The organism is Lacrimispora amygdalina (assembly GCF_900205965.1).
In the GTDB taxonomy this organism is placed as follows: domain Bacteria; phylum Bacillota; class Clostridia; order Lachnospirales; family Lachnospiraceae; genus Lacrimispora; species Lacrimispora amygdalina_A.
The window spans coordinates 258,522-280,184 of the sequence record NZ_OAOF01000005.1 but is presented as its reverse complement, the minus strand read 5'-3'; the positions used below and the strand labels follow the sequence as shown (position 1 = coordinate 280,184).

20 protein-coding genes and 1 riboswitch are annotated in these 21,663 nt (G+C 35.2%); all 20 genes read right to left on the bottom strand.

From position 1 onward, the window contains the following. Nucleotides 1-99: 99 nt before the first annotated feature. A complete protein-coding gene (locus CRO04_RS09845; protein ID WP_242974415.1) occupies nucleotides 100-249 on the bottom strand; it encodes a hypothetical protein in 150 nt (49 codons plus the stop codon). Between the two features lie 139 nt (nucleotides 250-388). After that, complete coding sequence (locus CRO04_RS09840; RefSeq protein WP_242974414.1) at nucleotides 389-592, bottom strand: hypothetical protein; 204 nt, start codon at nucleotides 590-592, stop codon at nucleotides 389-391. Nucleotides 593-1,399: 807 nt separating this feature from the next. Further along, nucleotides 1,400-1,612, bottom strand: coding sequence for a hypothetical protein (locus CRO04_RS09835; RefSeq protein WP_097004053.1), 213 nt, complete (start codon nucleotides 1,610-1,612; stop codon nucleotides 1,400-1,402). Between the two features lie 523 nt (nucleotides 1,613-2,135). After that, a complete protein-coding gene (locus CRO04_RS09830) occupies nucleotides 2,136-3,836 on the bottom strand; it encodes a hypothetical protein (protein WP_097004052.1) in 1,701 nt (566 codons plus the stop codon). A gap of 51 nt (nucleotides 3,837-3,887) precedes the next feature. Further along, on the bottom strand, nucleotides 3,888-5,933 hold the full coding sequence (locus tag CRO04_RS09825; RefSeq protein WP_097004051.1) for a hypothetical protein: 2,046 nt from the start codon (nucleotides 5,931-5,933) through the stop codon (nucleotides 3,888-3,890). Next, nucleotides 5,911-8,595: an ATP-binding protein gene (locus CRO04_RS09820; protein ID WP_097004050.1), complete on the bottom strand. Its 2,685-nt coding sequence runs from the start codon at nucleotides 8,593-8,595 to the stop codon at nucleotides 5,911-5,913. Before CRO04_RS09820 ends, CRO04_RS09825 begins: the two co-directional genes overlap by 23 nt. Before the next feature lie 4 nt (nucleotides 8,596-8,599). After that, nucleotides 8,600-9,739: a DNA cytosine methyltransferase gene (locus tag CRO04_RS09815; RefSeq protein ID WP_097004049.1), complete on the bottom strand. Its 1,140-nt coding sequence runs from the start codon at nucleotides 9,737-9,739 to the stop codon at nucleotides 8,600-8,602. A 14-nt stretch (nucleotides 9,740-9,753) separates the two neighbouring features. After that, nucleotides 9,754-9,996 carry a single-stranded DNA-binding protein gene (locus CRO04_RS09810; protein WP_097004048.1) on the bottom strand — a complete coding sequence of 81 codons (243 nt, stop codon included), beginning with the start codon at nucleotides 9,994-9,996 and terminating at the stop codon, nucleotides 9,754-9,756. A 187-nt stretch (nucleotides 9,997-10,183) separates the two neighbouring features. Beyond that, on the bottom strand, nucleotides 10,184-11,128 hold the full coding sequence (locus tag CRO04_RS09805; protein ID WP_097004047.1) for a HipA domain-containing protein: 945 nt from the start codon (nucleotides 11,126-11,128) through the stop codon (nucleotides 10,184-10,186). Further along, nucleotides 11,121-11,576, bottom strand: a complete 456-nt coding sequence (locus tag CRO04_RS09800) for a helix-turn-helix domain-containing protein (RefSeq protein ID WP_097004074.1) — start codon at nucleotides 11,574-11,576, stop codon at nucleotides 11,121-11,123. The genes CRO04_RS09805 and CRO04_RS09800 overlap by 8 nt, the downstream gene beginning before the upstream one ends. Nucleotides 11,577-11,739: 163 nt before the next feature. Further along, nucleotides 11,740-13,380: a recombinase family protein gene (locus CRO04_RS09795; RefSeq protein WP_097004046.1), complete on the bottom strand. Its 1,641-nt coding sequence runs from the start codon at nucleotides 13,378-13,380 to the stop codon at nucleotides 11,740-11,742. Next, nucleotides 13,368-14,306 carry a recombinase family protein gene (locus CRO04_RS09790; RefSeq protein WP_097004045.1) on the bottom strand — a complete coding sequence of 313 codons (939 nt, stop codon included), beginning with the start codon at nucleotides 14,304-14,306 and terminating at the stop codon, nucleotides 13,368-13,370. Before CRO04_RS09790 ends, CRO04_RS09795 begins: the two co-directional genes overlap by 13 nt. Nucleotides 14,307-14,308: 2 nt before the next feature. Beyond that, nucleotides 14,309-15,916 (bottom strand): recombinase family protein, encoded by a 1,608-nt coding sequence (locus CRO04_RS09785; protein WP_097004044.1) that lies wholly within the window; start codon nucleotides 15,914-15,916, stop codon nucleotides 14,309-14,311. 77 nt (nucleotides 15,917-15,993) lie between these two features. Then, nucleotides 15,994-16,155, bottom strand: coding sequence for an SHOCT domain-containing protein (locus tag CRO04_RS26200; protein ID WP_166432518.1), 162 nt, complete (start codon nucleotides 16,153-16,155; stop codon nucleotides 15,994-15,996). A 14-nt stretch (nucleotides 16,156-16,169) separates the two neighbouring features. Beyond that, nucleotides 16,170-16,565, bottom strand: coding sequence for a recombinase family protein (locus CRO04_RS09780; RefSeq protein WP_097004043.1), 396 nt, complete (start codon nucleotides 16,563-16,565; stop codon nucleotides 16,170-16,172). Nucleotides 16,566-16,602: 37 nt separating this feature from the next. Then, entirely contained in the window at nucleotides 16,603-16,983 is a 381-nt protein-coding gene (locus CRO04_RS09775) for a resolvase (RefSeq protein WP_097004042.1), read from the bottom strand. A gap of 544 nt (nucleotides 16,984-17,527) precedes the next feature. Beyond that, nucleotides 17,528-17,977, bottom strand: coding sequence for a LuxR C-terminal-related transcriptional regulator (locus tag CRO04_RS09770; RefSeq protein WP_097004041.1), 450 nt, complete (start codon nucleotides 17,975-17,977; stop codon nucleotides 17,528-17,530). 398 nt (nucleotides 17,978-18,375) lie between these two features. Next, a riboswitch (cyclic di-GMP riboswitch) is annotated at nucleotides 18,376-18,462 on the bottom strand. A gap of 812 nt (nucleotides 18,463-19,274) precedes the next feature. Next, complete coding sequence (locus CRO04_RS09765; RefSeq protein ID WP_097004040.1) at nucleotides 19,275-19,667, bottom strand: RDD family protein; 393 nt, start codon at nucleotides 19,665-19,667, stop codon at nucleotides 19,275-19,277. Nucleotides 19,668-19,691: 24 nt separating this feature from the next. Further along, nucleotides 19,692-20,375: a SecDF P1 head subdomain-containing protein gene (locus CRO04_RS09760; protein WP_097004039.1), complete on the bottom strand. Its 684-nt coding sequence runs from the start codon at nucleotides 20,373-20,375 to the stop codon at nucleotides 19,692-19,694. 442 nt (nucleotides 20,376-20,817) lie between these two features. Continuing rightward, a complete protein-coding gene (locus CRO04_RS09755; RefSeq protein WP_097004038.1) occupies nucleotides 20,818-21,639 on the bottom strand; it encodes a hypothetical protein in 822 nt (273 codons plus the stop codon). Nucleotides 21,640-21,663 lie beyond the last annotated feature (24 nt).

Sequence of the window (21,663 nt, the reverse complement as noted above, 5' to 3'; positions counted from 1 at the left end):
CCATCCATTTAACCATCCTTTCTTCACCTCCGAATGACAGTATATCATTCGATGATGTTCCGTAATAGTTGCTGGATTTTATTTGCCTAAATCTGCTGGTTATAGTTTACCACTTACAGGCGTTTGTGTAACTGATTTTCCAAAATTTAATTTTGTCCAATAGCCAGAAGGTGGAATAGGAATATCAACTTCTTTACAGAGCTTCAGTAAATGACTATATGGCGCATTATATTTTTTTGACACACCCATAACAGAAATCTCCCATATTTCACTATATAATTGTTCACGAGAAAACCAGATCCCGTTTCATTTCTTCAAACTGGTTAATGATAGTATTAAGATTCTTTTCAATATTTTGTACCTGTATTTCGTTAATTTTGCCGTGATTTTAAGCTATAAGGCGCTGTGGTACTATGGTATATGTCCAACTATCTCTATAACGTTCTTCATTATGTACTGCAAATCCTATCGGCAACAAATCATTTCTCATACCTAATGCAACTGCCATGGGAGCAATGCCAAGATACTGTCCAGCTATCTGTAAGGTGATTTTTTTCATATCCCTGATATCGTCATCTGTAAGTTTTCCCAAACGTTTCACCTCCAATCTGGGTTATTATTGTTTCCGTCCACAAACTTCCATATATCTACCAAATTAAAATTCAATTCTTAGAAAATAGCTTTTGTAAACATACCTATTCTTTCCATTTGATATTAAAGTTTTTTCATAAAGTTATCTTTAAATTTTTTGTTTCTATTATTACTTTAGTTTATAATACACCGAATTAACTATATTCTCAAAAAACAGACTCCCAGAATTATTTATAATAAAATCTGGGAGTCTGTACTCTATTGATATGCGAAATAATCTTCTTATTTTATAACTTTCTTTATATTAATTGCCTTTAGTGATAATAGAAATCATTACGCTTATCTATAAATAATACGAAATCTCACAAATATAGAAGCCGTTTATAATTCTATTTATATTTTACCATATTCTACATAATACGTATATTACATACTTAATATTTTATATCGACATATTTCAACAATAATTTCGGTATGCCTTGAGGAGATAAAATATATGCCACCAGATCCTAGTGAGACCTTGGTGGCATATTTCAACATATACCCAATAACAGCTATAAGAAATACCTTATTTTAATAACCCTCATAGCCAAATTGAAAATTCGATTTATTGTTTTTTATCTGTTATGAGAACTACAAGTTTGAATTTATCAAGTGTACGACCTTCGGGCAAGAAAAAACCAAGGTCTTGGCCTTCATTGTTTTGGCAAAGATGTGAAATTATACAATGAAGCGACAGGTATCTTGGGGTATGCAAGGCTTTTATGGGGCTGCAGTTAAACACTATAAATCTGGGTCTTTTTAGCTGCTACATATGTTTGTACTCAATTTTATCAGAAATGCTATTATCTTTATTAATTTTTCTTGTCACTTTAACAGTGGAGCCGTCCGGCTGTTTATAAGACTTAGTGACACGTGCTGTGCCTTTTCCTCCATATGTTTCCACTTTATCTGGGTTACCTGTTGTTATTTCTTTTGGCGTGGGTATTGATAATGCGTTATCTTTTTCTATATTTGCCATTAATTCATTCCTCCCTACTTTTCTTGGCGTATCATTTTCTCCATCATAACAATGTTACTGAAGCATGTCAAGACAAAACTTAGACACTCAAGAAGTAGTTTGAAACAGCATATTAACTCATTTTATTTAAGAAGAGTTTCCAGCATTCACTAATTATAATATCACTTTTATTCCCTAATATTACCTATAAATATGATATTTGCTTAATGGTAAAGTGTTGTTGTAATTTGAAATTCTTTTATTATTTTCTAAAACAAAAAGCAGCTCTGGTGAGACAATACCTTCATGTTGTTAATTGCAAAACATTAGTTGAGCGCATTTGATTGATCGTTTAACTTTAATCTATATGTTTCCAAAGTTAAAGCATATGTTATCTGACCGCATTTCTTCATGCCTTTTATGACATAATCTATTTGAGTAGCTGGAGCCTAGTGCGTTCGAGGCCGCAAACAAAATAATGATACTTACGAGTAATAAATACTTAAGTACTATTTCTTGGAGACCATGAAAAAATATTTTATTATTATGCTTCGTTATAGAAAAATCCATTATAGATTATACTCTTTCCATTATACTCTATTCCAGATTTTACATCTCGCTCTTGCTCTCTCGTCTGCATAGTCTCCATTAATTCTTTATAAACATCATCTAACTTATATTTGCCTTTAATAACCTTTTCTTTATTTGTTAAAAGAATACGCTGCAATTCAAACCATTGACAATATACTACTTCCTTAAATGTCCTCCCTGAAGATGAGTATTCACCATTGTATCGTCCAACAATTAATAATTTAATTTTTTTCTTGTCTATCATATCAGGCCGCATTTGCAGATGATTACCAATTAATTCAACATTAGTAGTCTGAATCCAATTTTGCATTGTTTTAATCCACTCATCAACCTTATCTATATAATTTTTTCTTTTACTTGCCATTGATTTAAATGAATCATATATAGAATCTTGCCATTTTAATTGTATAAATAAAACATCCCCTGCTTCCTTATCATATAAGCAAGCATCAATGTCAGTAATTACTACTCCATCTCTTTTCAAAATAATATTTCTTCTTAATTTGGTATAAAATTCATCCGGAAACAAATCATATATATCATTTCTGAAACGTTCTTCTCTTTTTTGAATATTGAAATCCCAATCTCTTGGGAATCTTTTCTTGAGCCTAAATAATAAATAGCTTACCGGTTCATATAAACAGCCAGCATAAGAACGAATGAAATTGTCCTTAGCAATTTCGATGTACGGCGGTAGTGGTAGGTAGGAATCCATTAATAAAGATATTTCGTCTTGTTTTAAAGATATCATATCCAATACAACTAGTGCACTTTTTTCATCTATGTTCAAAATGTACTGTAACGATTCACAAATAGTTTGTTTTGTATCAAACACCGGTAATATATTGTGTTTATCCATTCCTGAATATTTTTCCAATGCTAAATAAACAAATTGTAAATGCTTAATTGAGATAGATTCCAACATTAATATAGCGCCAATGAACACCTCATACTCTATATCTCCAAATTTGTCTTTTTGTTCAAAGCTATTCCATTCTGAATCTTGTATCAAATCGACTACAGCATTCTTTATATAATAATCATCAACTACTTCATCTGCATCATATCCAATAAAATGTTTTTGCCAGCTATAAACCAGATTAGACATTTTTTTTAGAATTGGCTTAATCACAGATTCTTTTGTCATCTTGATATTGTATGGCATCAAAGTGCACAACATACTATTTGAGTATGCCACTGTATTTATTCTGTCAACTCTTTCTAAATCATTGTATTTATTTGCAAAACTTAATTTCATTTGACTTTCATTAATGGTCTTAATTTCCAGCATTCCTGATCTTATATAATTTTCACAGGTATCTAGCAGTCCATAAATCTCCAACTCATCTAATATTTTTTCAATATCAGCTTTCATCTGTATAGTTGATGGGATCAATGGACTTCCAATTATATTTCTGTCTCTTAATGTAGTAAGTTGTATCAATAAAGGCACCGCATACTCAATAAGATTTGCAGTTTTATAAGATATGTTATTAGAATACGTTGTATCTTTCTCAAATAATGAGTCAATATACCTGATCATCTCACAAAGCAGTACCTGTTTGCTTCGATCAGTAAAATTTTCAAGTGGCTGCTTTACATTCTTTGATATTTTTTTCTTCATATTCTCAACAAATTTTATTGCATCCTGCATTATATCATACCTCTAAGCCTTTTAAGATATTCCACAAGTCATTTAAGCGTCTTAACTTAAGCTTATTGAAATCATATTATGATCTTTTTTTACTAATACAATTTGAGAGTTATCCTCACAAGACACAGAATAAGGATTTTTGTCAATAATAACCAATTCCTTTTCCTTCAATTTAACTACTCTTTTGTACGCTTCTTTAATCACATTTTCTAATTCTTCGGGCTTAACCAACCAATTCAATTTTTTAATCGCATTTCTATTCGTTTTTCTATTTGATGATAAAATTACATCAAATGGCAGGTGAATATGTTCAGCACCCACAACACAAGCTTCCAAACTACTATGCCGTGATAAATTGATACAATCAAAAGGATGCCTCCCTCTATATTCTAAGAACAATTTATATAAATATAATACATAAGTACGATTCATCCTACAAACTCTTTGAAATTTAAATTTCATTGTTTTTCCATCATCGTCTATCTCGTATTTATTTAGCGGAATAAATCGTGGAGAATAGCTGGAATTTAAAATCGTAGATATCTCAACTGATGAATTTTCATTCAATACTTTAATAGATCTAAAATATTTTTGTAGTTCTTTATGAGCCTCAATCAAATAAGGTGCTAGAAAATCCTCTGTCTCTTCATTTATATCATCAAACAAATTTAATTGGCATTTACCCGAATTATTGTAACAAGCCATCTTAACAATAGCATTATCAATAAATATTCGAGAAGAATACTTTATCTGCAGCCTATTTGCTATATCTGATTCCATTTGTCTAAAATTATCCACACACATATATTCTAAATTATAGCTAACTTTATCAATCGTATCTTGAGGAACTATTTCAGCTTTTACGAATTCTGTTACTGCATTATTACCACTTCTTGTTTGACTTGTAATAATGTCACAATCTTGTCCAACTAATATGTAATACAGCCCTTTTTCATCAACAAATATATCACCTGCAGCAGGGGGCTGGAAATATGTATTAACATTATAATCAAATGCTTCAAATGTATTTAACTTTAACATATCCTGTGAAAATTCAGTGTCTTCATCTTCAAGAATATCTATTAATTGTGTTAACTTTACTATATCAATAATTTCCTTATTTCCATTAATTTTATAGCCAAATAAAAGTTGTATCCAATCAGTTATAACCTTATAATTTGTTATTCCTTCATATGAAGCCATTATTGATAAATATGCAGCAATGTCTTTATTAGAAATAGCTTCATCAAAAGATTTTTCTAATGTAGATAAATATATTTTCTTTAATCGATCCAAAATCAAACTATAAGTACTCTTTACTAAAGCATTTTGCAAATTAGTCTGTAAATTTTGATTATCTTTTTTATCAACAAATTCTGCAAAAAATTGAACTGTGAATTCTTCCTTTCGTTCTTTTGAACTCAGCACGGCTCCAATAATATTGTTTCTTGTTTTCTTATTGAAATCATTTATAAAGCTTAAAACTTCGTTGGCACGTTGCTCACCAGAAGATAATTGATTATCAATAATGCAAATCAATGTTTTACCAGATAACTTATTTTTTTCCAAATCCTGTTTAAACAAATCACTAATTGATGCTGAAAAGTCTTCATACACTTTGAAGTTTTTCCAAGTGCTATTTTTAAATATATATTCCTCAAAAATTCTATTGAAATAATCCGGAACAGCTACTCCTAGTCCATAGTAGTGTAAAATCTGTAATAATTTTTGATCAGTGGGTATTTCAATTTCATCATATAGTTTTTTCAATTCATCCGAATATTCTTTGCATTCATCAATTGTGGAAATATGATGAAAGGCCGTAGAAATGTCATCAAAAATCACTTTCTCTTTCCAATTTATATAGAGAGAACAATGATTAAATAATTGAATATACGCATGTAACTTAGTTGTGAATTCTTCATTTATTTCTGAAGTAATAGCAAGTAAATTATTTCTTTGTTCCACATCCATTCTCGAGAAACCATAGAGTAAGCTTTCTTTTTTGTCATTAAAAGAAAAATCATCTTCAAAGAATATTACACTATCACAATTAACAATTCTAAACAATTTATCATAAGTTAGTGTTAAATCCATTTTGATATATCTCCTCTGTTTCTATTGTTATCAAGAATTTGTATCTATTTCCATAATAATTTCTATCTGGAAGCAACTCAATATCTGCATTAAAAGATCTTAACAATTGCCTAACAATATATAACCCCATCCCCCTTCCCTCACCACTCGGTTTCCCGGACTCCAATGGTTCAAAAAGTATATCTTCCATATTATTGATTATACCAGTTCCCGTATCAAAGACAACAATAGCATCAGAATTGAATTCTTCTATAATAATTTTATCTTTTTGATCATAATTATATAATTCGTCCAACTCTGCAAACTTTCGCCGTTTATCAATCCAATATATTGAATTATTGATCAAATTATAAAAGACATGGATTAAGACCCCCTTAGGTACAAACCAAGTCAGATCTTTAGTTATACAATCAATTTCTATATCATTATCTTTGATTATCTTGAGTAGATTTTGCTGGATATCATCAACAATATCCTGTATTTTCTGATTTACAAACTCATCATAAGTTCCCTTTTTTACAAAAGTATTTTCTAAGAATGAGTACAAATTACCAACCTCATTTAATTTACATGAAACAATACCATAATTTGTTTTAATAGGATATAAGTGCTGATTATATATAGGAATTGATCCATTTTCTACAAAATAACCTTTCAAATACTCAAAGTGATTATCTATATTACTTTCTATACCTGTTTTACTGATGGAATGTAATTCATGTGTAATCGTCTCCGTAATCAACCCATTAGCCATTAGTTTATAATTATTATACGATTCCACCTCAATAGCTTTTAATTGCTCATCAGCTTCTGCTAAAAGATTAACGGCTTGTGTCTGAGCTTTTTCATCTTCAACAAAATGATCCGATGTATCTCTAAATACTTGTTCTACCATATTATATATTTTTAACGGAATAAAAGCTGACTCTCCATCTATCTTAACATTTCTTTCTAATTGTGCTGTTATATTTTGCATAGATTTCATTATCTGCTTATTTCTTCTTATTGCATTATCAATAGTAGAAGTGTTTTTCTTTACTCTCTTTGTTAGACTTTCTCCTAATAATCCTCTTTGTTCAAGAATTGATTTAACAATCGAATTTGACTTGCGATTTATTTCATAAAACAATTTATTAAAAACTATGTTTATTAAATCTTTGAACGCATCTGACACCTCATTCTGACTTATATCCAAACGCGAACTTATCTCTTGGATATTTATCTGATCAGGATCATTGACAGATACAAACCCCAATGTATTGCCTAAATCAAACCTATACCATTGTTGTCCTTTAGTACGAAACTGCTGCAACTTTATCCAATCATTTTCTTTATCTCCTAAGAATCCAATTCTATATACATCTCTATATAATTTTATCCCATTATAATCATCCAAAAATCTCTTTAGTTGCTTTAAAGAATACTGAGTATCCTCATATAATTCTTGAACTGTATCAATAATTATATTTTGACCGACTGCACTATTTTGCTTAAAGGTATATATTTCACCTTTTATTGGAATTATTCTTTTCAAATTCTGAATACATTTTTCTGCTTTTAAGCATGCAAAATCTAACCTATTCTGTTTATTTTTTATGCTAACAGAATAAAGTTCATCATATGTTTCTGTGACAATTTTTGTCAACTCTTCTTCATCAATTGTTCTAGATAAGACTTTTTTTATTTTATCTTTATTATCTTCTAGTAATTCTTTATAATAAACATGGCTTTTTTTCAATCGTTTAAACGCTTCAGGCTTAACCAAAACTCTATGGACTCGTTCTATGAACCATGGTTTCAATAGCAAACTATAATTCAATTTTATCTTATTATCTTCATTAATCTCAATTACAAAAGAATGTATGCTTTCTGAAAGATTCAACATATACTCTGGGAAATCAATTCCAATTTTATTATTATTATAGAACATTTGAATATTTGTTAAGTTAGTACCATGTGAAAAAGGTGATATCAAAAAATTAAGAGCAGATTTCAAATTACTATTAACCACCATATTCGTATTAAGACCTAAATTTAATACTAACTGAGCCGGAGTGTCTAAGAAATCGTTAATATTAATATCAAAAATCCATAATCGAGTGTAACTACAATTTATTTTATCAATTCTTTTATAAGGCACTCTATAATTTGTTCCATTAACATTCTCCAAAGATGGATTAACTATGTTTTCCCAGTCCACAAAAGTTAATGTTGCATAATCTTCATCACGAGAAGCAGTCTCTACCAATAAATATCTGCCTAATCTTTGTGCAGCCAACCTCCCTATTCCTTTTTCTCCTAAAGTTATTCCTTCTGTATTATCCAACTTTATATCAGTACCGATTTCTAAAAAACCTCTGTCTAATTGTTCATTATTCATACCCTTTCCATTATCTTCAACAATCAAAAAGGGGGTATTTAAGCAATAATTCGGAAGGAAATCAAAAACATCTTTCGACAACGGAGTTATGAAGTTGTTACCTTGCTCTAAATATGATTTATTTTCAAACAATAAAAGATTAATGCAACTTGACTTTGCATCAATCGAATTTTTGACTAATTCAACGACAGCTACATCAGAAGTTGTAATCAGATTCTTTCCCAAATGATTAATAATCCTCGGGTTAATTGTTATTTGTTTGTAATTCATACTTTCAAACATATACTCATACCTCCAAATTTTTAATAATATCCTCAATTACTTCATGAAGAGTTAGTGCTATGTCAATTGCCATTAAATATGGCACTCCATTACCTATCATTTTAAACTTATATGTCAATGGTATATTTTCTGGTAAAACAAAATTAGCCGGTAATGATTGTATAGCCATTGCCTCTGCCACAGATAGTCTTCTTGCTTTATAAGGGTGGAGGTGCACTTCATTATTTCCATATGCAGCTGTTGGAGAATATCTCCATCTATGTAATCTCTTAAAGGACTTTCTCCTAGTATCTCCTTCTTCTATATCACTAATTTTTCTTATACCCTTTTTCACTTCAAATTGATCAATCTGATTTGGATGATGCTCAACATCATTTAATCGAAACCAATACTCCACAGTTAATTCAACAGGAACATTGTAAATGAAATCTCTATCTATATTTTCAACAAATTCTTCAACATCAGGCCAATCCATTTTCAATATTTCATTAGAATCATAAGCTTCATGTTTTTTCCATGGAAAAGTAAAGTGATTATACTTATCGATATCAAATATTTTAGCATCTCTGAGTAAATTCTCCCTAAATCCAATCATTATTACTCTTTCTCTGGATTGTGGAACTGCATGACTTAAAGCATTAATCACTTTATCTGATATAACATATCCACTATGTGTTATTTTCATTTTCATTTCATGATAAAACTTTTTGTGTTTCTCTGTTCTCACAAGACCTTTTACATTCTCGAACATAAAAAAATCAGGTTGACACCTTGTTATCAAATCAAAATAGGTTTTTGTAAGTCTACCATGCTTACCGCTTGCTCCTTCATTTTTTCCTCCGATTGAAAAATCAGGACAAGGTGGACCTCCAATAAAGCCTACCATATTTCCCTTGTCTTTTTCCTTCTGTATCATATTCAATAATTTCTTCTTATTTTTTCTTTTCGTATAAACCATAGAACTTTTAGTAGAGTATCTATATAATGGTTCTTTCATATTTAATTGTTGTCTTGTATATTGATATGCTTCCATAAATCTGGTTTCATACTCATTTACAAAAACAATATCATATCCACTATTCTCAAAAGCAAGATCCAAAATACCAACTCCAGAGAAAAACGAGAAAATTACAATTTTCGGCATCGCATATCCCCAGTCTAATTATCTAATTCTTTTTCATATTTTTGTTGTCCCGATGAAGTTTTCTCAATTGCTCGTACTTTTCTATCAAAACTATTTATATAATTCAGGAACAATGTTCCAAGTAATAATCTATCATTACGAGGAATTCGGTTCCATTCATATCCTTTAAATAAATCCTTCAAAAGAAAAATTTCACCATCACGGAGATTATCAGTTTCGCTTATTGCATTCTCTAAAAGTTCATTAACATTAATCATCAGGATTCTCCTCTAACAAACACATAGACAATATTGTTGATAACATTATATATTCTATAGTGCTAACTGTCAATCTGATGAAGCACTGATACAATGTCATTGTTACATCTCTAAATATGGTTTACTCAACCCTAAAACCGATTGATACAGCTCTATTACCATATCACTTATGCTTCTAAAACAACTATTAAATAGTAAACTGCTGTCCCTGGTTTTGTAGTTTTTCCTGATCTGGCTCCTGTCTTGCCAGTTTAATGAGCTGCTCCATGCTGTAATCATGGATTTTTGCCTTCCGCTCAGAAATCATCACCTTGTAAAATTCCTTTTGCGCCGGACGCAGTGTGGGCGTTTCATCAATAATGGCACTAATTTCATTCATATCAATACGCCCTAAAACTCTATTCAGAGCTGCGGTGCAGTCTGAATTTTTCAGCGAAGAAATAAATTCAAAATAGGATATCTTCTTTCCGTTTTCCTCAATAGAAGAGGCAGGAAAAGTATAGATACGCTTGTTAATGGCATCCTCACTGCTTAAAACAGATTCCATATCGCTAGCTGCAAGCTGCGGATAGAGACAGGAGCCGCAATCGTAAACAGGAGCAATTTCAGCAATTTTTAACTGCTCATCTACAAGAATTCCCCAATTACCATTGTGCCTGTCAAAATTGCCGAGCAATGCATCGGCAATAAACATGTCCCAAAAGAAATCCCGGAGCTGGTCTGGCGGTAGAAGCGTCTGCTCATCAATTGCCTGTAAAATAGAAGAAAGTTCCTTGCCATATCCATTCTGTTCGCTGTTGATACAGGTATTCTTTAGGTGGGCAAACTCAAGAAGCCTCTTGCCTCCTTCGGTAAAATCCTTGCAGGCTACCACTACCTTTTCTTTTCCCCGTGGATCGGTATAGGTTCCCAGCAGGGTTTCCTGTGTTTTGAATCCAAGGGAAGCAAAGACATGGCAGGCAAGATATTCACTGATGCATCCATTGGTATAGCTCATAGCCTTATTGCGGCTGGGAGCTGGGGGGAATTTCAGCATATAACTGCTCCCCTCATAAAGAATGTTGATCTTATTTCCGTTTGCCCCACCGTAGGCTCTGAATTTATTTACTTCACATGAGGTAAAATCAATCATGAATATCCTCCTCTCCGCCCAGACCAAGATATTTGTCACGCAGATAGCCGGCCTGCTCTTCCGTAATTAATCCGGACCAGAGGTCAGCGTTAATAGCTCCATATAATTCATCCCATAAACAGTCAAGGTGCAGAACCTGTTCCTTCTCACCCTGTAAATAATCCTTAATTGCCTTTTGAATACTGCTTGATAATTCTATTTCCAAGTATGTCTTTCTATTTGGTTTTCCATCCGATATGCTTTCTGTCGGTTCAGACTCCAGTTCCAGAAGCTCCTCTATGGTGAGGCCAAGTGCCTTGGATAGCTTGGAAAGCGTTCCCGCACCGCAACGGTCAAGATGTGTTTTTCCGGAATAAATATCTGCGAGAGTTGCCCATGGAATCCTGCTAATTTTTGATAAACGATAGCGGGATATATTCAAATCCTGCATAAGTTGTTGTATTGTCATTTTCATCACCTATTCTCATTATATCGGTGTCCCGATACGATGTCAAGGTTGGATGGAAACGTACTGCCAACAGTAAAGTCCTCAGCCCTTTGTCTTAGAATTTTACTCTTATCAGCACTATATTGTTAGCAGGAGCCGTCGTTCGTCCGTCTCCTGCCGTTATTTAATCCTCGCATAAGACTTCCTGCTTGATAGCAATACCCGATTGAAACTGGATTTCTATTTTGCTCCCATTGAGAACTCTGACCGATTGGAGCAGTCTGCGGACAAGGTCATCATCAAATTCCCGCTTTAGGTAGTTGACCTTTTTCATGTAGCCGTCAATATCCTGCATTCGCAGCTCATAAATTTCCGCCAAATGCCTTTCCTTAAGCTCCTTAGTTTTTAACTTCTTCAATTCCTTAATTTTATCAGCGATGATACGGTATTCCTTATCAAACGCATCGTCTGCACATTCGGTTTTAGCACTGTCTTCAATGAGTCTCATCATTTCCTGTTGAAGTTGTTCAATTTGTTCATCATACTGTGTAGGCTCAATCTGGGCAGAGTAGTTTCCTATAATGCGGATAACATTTTCTCGAAACGCCTGAACAAATTCTCCCTGATCCTCCACTACGCTGTTAATAGCTGTCATAATAGCTTCGTGAAGGCTATCTTCTTTCAGAGTAGGAGAATATTTGCACCGCTTCGAACCATGCTTAAGGCGGTTGTCACAGCGCCACACAGCCTTTTTTATCCCATACTTTGTCCATACCTGCCTGCGGTAGGGCTGACCACATTCTGCGCATACCATAATGTCCGACAGTATATATTTGGCACTGTATTTACCCTTGACTGGAGCATCCTTTTTCCTTGCCGCAGGCCGGTAGATAGCGGTTCTGCGAGCCTTTTCTTCCTGCACGCGATTGAACAGCTCCTTGGGGATAATTGCTTCGTGGTTATCCTCTATGTAGTACTTTGGTACGATTCCCTTATTCAGCACCTTTTTCTTAGTCAGGAAATCTACCGTATAGGTTTTCTGCATCAGGGCATCTCCCATGTACTTCTCGTTGGAAAGCATTTTGTCAATAACGGTAGCATGCCACTCTGTATTTCCTGTGACAGTAAGTATGCCGTCTGCCTCCAACATCCGCTTGATTCCATAGCTGCTGTTACCCTCTAAAAAAAGGCGGAATATCCGGCGCACCAGCTCCGCTTCCTCCGGAACAATGACCAGATTTCCGTCCTTATCCTTTGTGTAGCCTAAAAACTTACTGTGATTGACTATCACCTTGCCGTTTTCAAATTTGCGGACGATTCCCCAATGGCAGTTCTCACTGATATTCCGGCTTTCCTCCTGTGCCTGACTGCTTAAGATTGTAATCAGCAGTTCGCCGCTCCCCTCTAGTGTATTGATGCCTTCTTTTTCAAAAAACACTGCGATATTTCTTTCCTTTAGCTTTCGAATATTCATCAATGAGTCCACCGTATTTCTGGCAAACCTGCTAATGGATTTGGTAATGACCATGTCTATTTTTCCTGCCAAACAGTCATCGATCATGGCTTGAAAATTGCTTCGCTTCTTAGTTGAGGTTGCACTTTTCCCATCATCCGCATAGATACCCGCCAGTTTCCAGTTAAGATTACTTTTAATCTTTTCTGTGTAGTAATTCACCTGCGCTTCATAGCTGGTTTCCTGCTGCTCCTGCAGGGTGCTGACGCGACAGTAGGCTGCTACCCGCAAGGCCTTCGTCTGCTGTCTTACTGATCTGTCATAGGCCAGAGTCGCTGGAATAACGGAAATATTCTTCTTTACTGCTTGCATGGGGTATTCTCTCCTTTCTGCTGTATTTCACTGATGCTGATATCAAGAATCAGACCGTTCCTTAATTCAAACTGGAGCTTTCCCTCCGGGTGGACCATGATCTTCCGTACAGTCTGCTGAAAAAGCTTTTCCTCAAGTTTGGCCTGTACTTCTCTCCCGGACACTGCGATTCTTAGCTTATCAGTCTGATAGTCTGTGTCATTAATAATCGCCGACCGATACTGCTCCCTTGCCCGGTCAAAAGCCAGCCTTTTAATTTCCTCTGCTTTATACTGTCCGGTTTCAAGAGCCGTCTGTATCTGCAGGGTCAGTTTTTCATAGCCAGGGCATGGAAGCGGCGGCTTAATCCGGTTCTTCCGCTCCAGCGTATCAGGTTCCGCTATTATCCTGTTGATGATGCTGACAAAGGCATTCTCGATTACAGCATCCGTCAGAAATATATTACGGCAGCAAACCCGTTTTTCCTTGATGTAATGCTTGCATTTCCATTTGATATTCTCGCCAGGCTTGTCGCTTTGCTCCACATATCTTCGGTATGGTTGTCCGCAGACGCCGCAATACAGCTTTCCGCCTAACAGTGTTTGGTTTCGGAAGCTGTTAGGCTGAACGTATCTGCCAAGCTTTTTTACCTGCTCCTCCCTGCGGCACTGTACCTGCTCGAAAATTTCTGTATCAATCAAGGGCGGATAAAATTCATCTCCTGTATATTTTCTATTTTCCAATATTTTTCCAACTGAACCGTGATTCCACGAGAGCTTATGACTGGCATTCAATACACCTTGTTCTGTTAAGTTCTTTGCAATCTGGCGGGTGGCGATTCCAGTAAGATACTCTTGAAAAACAGCCCTTACAACTTTTGCAGTTTCCGGCATAATCTCCGCCTTCCCATCAATAATCCGATAGCCAAAGGGTGTATGTCTCTGCATTTTTAATGCTCCTTTCCATAGTCTTCTTCCAGTTCCAGTCCATTTTCAAATTGGAAAACCAGCCGACTTCCAGAATAGGCGGTTACTCTGTGGATAACCATCTGAAAAAGCTCCTCGTCAAAATCCTCTATAATCGAGGGGCGATTTCTGAATACCGTAATCAGGTATTCCGTCTGTCCGATTTCCTGTTCAAACAGCTTCTGTTCCTTGAGAACCTGCTGTCTACGGTATGCGACCTCCAGCTCCATATCGATTTGGTTTCGTTTCTCTATAAAAACAACAGAGCCTATGCTGCCGTCCGAAAGGATCTTTTGCAACATATGACTCTGCTGTTTTAATTCCCAAATTTTTAGATCCAGTTCAAGCTGTTCCTGCTCCTGCACCGTATCACCCGGCACAGCCTTTAAAACTTCCAGCAAGGGAAGCAGGATTTCTTCATAATTACCCGCAAGCCGGTTCCACAAGGTGATAAAGGCTTGTTTGATGCAGTCCTCCCGGATAGATTTCTGACTACATTTTGAAATATCCTCAATATGCTGACGGCAGCACCATTGAACCTTTTGGTAAGGCTCTCCGATGTAAAGCTTCTGACGCTTAAAGGTGCTGCCGCATTCTCCGCAGATAATTTTGCCGCTAAATGCGTATCGGCTTTGATAAACCTCCAGATTCTCCGTACACTGCTTCTGTCTGCGGTATTCATATAGCTGGCGTACTGCCTGTGCTTCTTCTCTGGTGATAATCGGTTCATGGTTATCGGTAACCAGATATCGGGGCATCTCCCCATGGTTATGTTTCTTAGTAAAGGGTACTCCCTCTGTCGTGTAGGTCTTTTGGAATAGTAAGTCGCCCTCGTACAGAGGATTTTGCAAAATTCCCTTGACCACACTATCCTGCCAGCCCTTTGAGTCCCGAATGGTGGGGATACCCTCCCGGCGCAGCTGCCTGGCTATGGCATATGAGCCTTTCCCGCCAAGGTACTCATCAAAAATCTTTCGGATAATCCTTGCTTCTTGCGGTTCAATCATTAATTCACCTTTTTCATCCTTTTCATATCCATAGGCCGGACTGCCGATGATAAAGGTCCCATTTTGGAAGCGATAACGGATAGACCAGCGAATGTTGGTGGATATGTTCTCGGACTCAGCCTGCGCTATGGAGCTAAGGATGGTCAGGAGCTGTTCACTTTTTTCGGATAAGGTACTTACCCGCTCTTTTTCAAAGTAGATCTCTACACCTAATTTTTTAAGCTCCCGTATGACCTTAATGCTGTCTACTGTATTTCTGGCGAATCGGGTGACGGATTTGGTTAGAATCAAATCGATTTTTCCAAACCTGCAATCCTGCAGCATCCGCTGGAATTGGTCCCGTCCGCTGGTTTTCGTGCCGCTTCGCGCCTGATCGGCATAAATACCGACATATATCCAGTTGACCTTCTCTTCAATCAGGCGGGTATAATACTCCACTTGAGCTTCAAAGGAGCTGTTTTGCTCCGCTGATCCTGTGCTGACCCGGCAATAAGCACATACTCGCTTACCTGTAGGCTTCTCCACACTTATAGCGGTGCTGACAGGCTCAATTTTTATTACTTTTTTAACTGCTTTCTTTTCCATTCTTTTCTCCTTTCTTCGAAGTTTTCCCCCTGTCAGCATCACACATTACCACACCTTCTTGAAGATAGCTAGTGTTTTTACGAATATACTTCCGCTAATTCTGGAGAAAATGTTTCCCTGTTCAGTACATCGATTTTTTCATATTCCTCTGGCAGTAAAAAGCCGCTGCTGACCATAACCTCCAACAGCTTTACAGCCAGTTTATACTGCATTTCTCTGACAATCTTTTCTCTTTCCATTACATATCCCCCTCTCATCTCTGCTGAAAACCGGAATGTGAAATCACATCCTGCATAGTTTTCTGGAACGAAAATGACAGTGCCCCCTCCAGCGGGGAATAAACCGCCACACCGCTCTGCCTGAGCTGCTCCAGACAAACCATTGTCCGGCAAATATCCCTGCCGATACAGGAAAGGCTATAAACAAGAAGCACATCCACTGTTCCCGCCGTGACAGCCTCCATGAAGTTCTTCCAGCCTGGCCGGTCAAACGTAAGACCATCTGACAAATCCTCAGAGGTACCCGCCACCGTGAAGCCCTTTTGATCCGCATAATCATAAAGCTCTTTTTTCTGCTTTTTCAGTACACCATACACATCTTCTGGTGCATCAATCCTGCAATATAACCATGCACTCAGCGGTCTATCCATAATGAATCCCTCCTATCCATTGGTAAAACAGATAAAACTACAGCATCCGTATCTCCATTTCTGTTATTCTCTGATCTTCTTCGAATAAAAGCCTATGATATTCATTTTCGCTGGCTTCCTCGATTTCAATCGGGTTCTTTTCTCCTGCCTGCATAGGCACCAATTCCTTTAGAACCTCCTGTAGAAAGGTCTGATCCGGACAGCGGTTGATAAATTCACCAAAGGTATCCAGAATGAAATGATCTGCTAAATCAGTTAAAATAATATGATCTGTATTTTCTTGATGCAGCATGATAAAATTTGCAATATTGGCTGAGGACTTCTCAAAATAGAATGTCTGCCGAGTCCCGTCACAGCTGTTAACATAGCCAATGATCAATTCCTTTTCCAGGAATTCACTCAGTGGTTGATTATTCATTTACATTTCCTCCTTATTGGTGTTTAATCTTACAAGGACACGGCAGGGCAGAATTGTCCTGCCGTGTAGTTTCTAAGATAAAACAATCTGCTTGTTCTTCATTTAAATGCTTCTATTCGACACTACTCCCCGAAGCACAGGCAACAGCTTAAATGGTCTGTGGTCAGCAGACCTCATAGGAATCTCACCTCCCCGTGGTTCTCACCGGGCCGCCCCCATTGCGATGTCTGTGGCTGGGCGGAAGTAGCATTATCACTGTCCGTTTCTTTGCGAAACAGCCCACCATGGGCTGTTTTATGACCAGATCTTATCGCTCGTCACCTTCGATGCTATCGGTTCGACGGATTGGTAAGGCTGTTTATGTGCCGCCTTACCAATCCGCAGGCAGTCTCCGCGTATCTGTCAATGTCGCTGCCGCTCATCACGGCTGGACAGATCAAGTATTTATGCTGTTGGATATAAAATTTTCAAAGAGCAAAAAGAGGAACAAAAAAACCCCCTCACTTACTTTCACGTCCAGCGAGGGGGTTGAGCGGAATAATTTTTAATTTTCCATCAGTTTCTTTAATTTGCTAAGGATTCTTACCTTTCGATCATGTATGGTTCTCTGTGCGATATTTATTTCTCTGGATATTTGATGCTCACTTTTTCCTATGAAAAACAGCTCTTTTATCAGTTCTTGCTCCTTTGGTGTAAGCATTTTTAAGCAGGAGAGCATTTTTTTAATTAACACCGCTTGGACTGCGGCATCTTCAACACTTATTTCATCCGATGCAAACTGGTGATTTGATTCTTCCAGCCGTTCAAAGGAATCCTCCCTGCTGGGAATAAGAGTAATTGCACAACTAACGCAGTCAATATGGTAACGTTCCACCTTTAAGTCATACTGCTGATACTCCATTTTGCGGTCACTTTTTTCCAATACCTCAATAACCGCATCACTTGCTTCGGGATATCTCTCCCGATAATTAATTCTTCTGATTCTTTCTGCCATTTGGCTTGTCCTCCATTTCATGATTTTCAAAATCAAAGAATGAAGAACAAGCGGTGGAGACCTGCATTGGGGCATTGACAGGATTCTATCAAAAGTGACTTTTGCGTTGCCCTCTTTTGTAATATTAGGTCGCCGCAACAGGTTTATTGTCGAAACAAAAAAATCAGCACTACGCCAGGTTAGGTGCAGTACTGATTTATTAATATATTTAATTATTGGTGGCTGAAATGTATGTACTCGGCTGTCTTTATCTCCACCTCAAAAAACAGATGTTGGAATGAAGCATACAGATAACCTCTTATCTAGGCAATATGCAAAAACTGGTATCTTCCTTGTATAAAAGACGTTATAAAAACAAAAACCTGCCCTCAAATGAGGACAAGTACCTTATTGATTCTTCTGACGGCTAGGCTATTATAGTGCAAAAAACACCTTAGACCCTCGGCTTTACGTCCCCTTTTTTAACAGGTTTGCCTTTGACATATTTTATTGTTAATAAAACTATTCTAGGGGTGCTTCTGTCCTAAATGGATCATGTTATAGCCATACGCTTTGAACTCTTTAATATCTGTTTAAAAATTACAAAATATTTGTTACAACCAAAGCTATCCTTTGAGAGATCCACCCATATTAAAGCAACACTATTGTTATTTTCTGTAACTGTGTAAATTATAACATGTATACATTGTGGAAACAACAGATAACGACAATTAGTAATGTCGTTTAATGTGCAAAACACACCAAATATATCATATTGAGGAATATTTTCAAGAAAACTAAGCTGGCAAATAAAGATAAATATATTTCTGATATATCTGTTATATTAACAATATATTTATACAGTCTAACTGTTCTTTTTCTGCAATTGTATTTTTTAGAGTGAGGAGTTCACTTTTACGGCGCATTACACCCTCCGGCACATTCTATCAAAAAAGCAGACCATTCTTTTGGCGGAATGATCTGCTATTAAGCCTAATTGTGTACTTGACCTTTATAATATAGCGATTATATCATACAAAAACTGCTCTCCATTTCAAACAAATAACATTGCATCATTTTCAGCTTCTTTAGGAAATTATTTTTTATATCCGGTTATTATCGTACATAAAATACCAAATTACATTGGTGGTATTTTATATTTTGTTTCCGGAGGTTGCCAATCTTCTCCATATAATTTCCTGTAATACGTTAATCCAACGGCAAATCCTTTGCATTGAAAAATATCCTCAAATTATCAACATTTTCTAAGGTATGAAGTATTCCCAAATTCCTTACAGTTTACATCTTTCAAAAATTATTAATTTTCTATCTCTATTTTTAAAATCGTATCATAGAACATTGTATTATTGTGAGTCAGAAAATAAATAAGTGTGATTGGCCACAATATTGATGCTGTTATTTTAATTAACGTATGTACATATGCATATTCAAATTTTATCTTATCGACATGCTGATAAGGTTTTATATTCATAATTTTTTTACCCACAGTGAGTTCAGAAAATTTATAATCTGCTATAAAAAAATAAGCAAATAATATAATCATCATTATAACCATATAAAAATTAAATATTAAATCTATAAATATATATAAATTCGAATTTATTATACAAGCTAATAATAACAATACCACAAGGGAGTTAAAAATATAAAATAAAACAATATCAATTATAGCTGCTATAAATCTTTTCATAGCATATTCCTCCAACTTATAAATTTATTGACGAAGCGAAAATTCATAGGGCAAATATTCAGATAAAAATAAGTATTTAATAATTAATGCATTCTCTTCGTCTTTAATATTATCCATCTCAAATATGCCATTTTCAATTTTTTCCGAAATTAGTGGATAGGAATACATCTCTTGATCAATAATAATACCTATATGTTTTCCTATATTCTGTTCTGTAAAATTTCCAAACTCCTCAGCAGCTTTTTTACATAAATGAACCTCTAACGAAAAATTAGATTTACCGTCTAATGGTTTAAAATAAATTTGAGCTGATTCAATTAAATCATTTGAACTATTATCCAAAATTGTATTACCATTCTCATCAATAAAACAAATATTCCCCCTACGACATAATTTTTCAATCAATTCATCTGATCTATCAATACCTTTTATATTTACAATTATAGATTGGTTTTTAGCACTTGCTGTCCCATCTATTTTTAATATTTTTATTCTATTTTCTATTACATCACATGCTTGCTTAAGCTGAGTTTTAGATATATTCTCTGTTGTATCTAGAGTTATAGAAAATGTATGAGAAGAATAGATAAAATCCTTCATTTGTATACAACCAGTTAAGGTTAATAGCATTACACATATTATAACTATATGCAATGTCTTTTTAAACCTTTTATTTCCTCTAATATTTAAATCTCTGCTTTGAAACACTCCTTTTACCTCTCTGAATCTCCTAAGTCAGCTCTCATATGCTGCATAATGAAAGCCGTAGGAAGATGTACTTTTTTCCATCATTTCTATTACTATACTTTTCTTTCCCATCTTTCCTCCATTTTCAAACATGCTCTCGCCTTTACACTGCATCCAGCCTTTACAAAAATGGAATAGAAGATACTAAACTGCAAAAACTCTTGGGTCATATCAGCCGCATACATAATCCATCACTATCTTTGATGATAACTATGCAAGAAGAAACTACAACTAAAATGAGGGCAATTTGGAAATGATTGCCCCCCTTTTTTATAACTTTAGAAAATATAATCTTCTATCCATCAGGAGTTCTTTTCAATCAAAACTCTGGCAGACAGGGATATCGAACATAACTGAATAAAATCTGTCGGTTGTTTAAAAACTTTAAACCGTCAGTAACATCTTACTTTATGTCTTTTTTAATTCTATTGTTATGATTAAATATCCAATAAGCAATCGCACCAACTGGTACCGATAAAAACACCTGTATACCAGTTGTATATTTCATTATTTTAGGCATAAATAGCGTATACACAAAAAATCCCACTTTAACATTTTCTGTCACTGTGAAGCATACTCCTCCATATACAATCATAATCAAAAGAAGCCATAATCCCCAACGTTTCTGCTTCTTTCTTATACAAATACCTGATGTATATAAAGTAAAAATCACTTCTAGTATGGCACAAAAAGCCATAACCCATTGTGCAAAATCAAATTTTCGCCAAGTACTAAATTTTCCTGTTGGCTCCTCCTGGCGTTTTAATTTAAAATAGTTTAGCCCAGATTTTCCATTATAATTATTATCAATTGATAACTCAACTTGAAAAGTATCCTCGGGACACTTAATTTCATAGGTATATAGAATTCCTGCAGGTCGTTTTCCCTCAGCAGGTCTATATTTTTCACCACTTTTAGTATAAGTATATGCTTTTTTTATACCCCAAATTTTCAAATGTCCACTAAATAAGTCCTCAAAAGATTTTCTTGCTTTTTCTGAATTATCACCATGAATCCATAAACGGTAAGCTGCTTCCTCATCCTGATTATTGAATGCCTCTAGATATTGCTCTAAATAGTATTCTGGAGTCATATCTACAGAAGATTTTTCTGTATTTAACTCTGATGCAATAACTTCACTAGAGCTGAAACCGCTTAGAATAATTGCATATAAACATGTAACTAAGACTAAAAATAAACTTCTTATAAATTTAATTTTATTCATTTTTTATTAATCTCCATATATCAT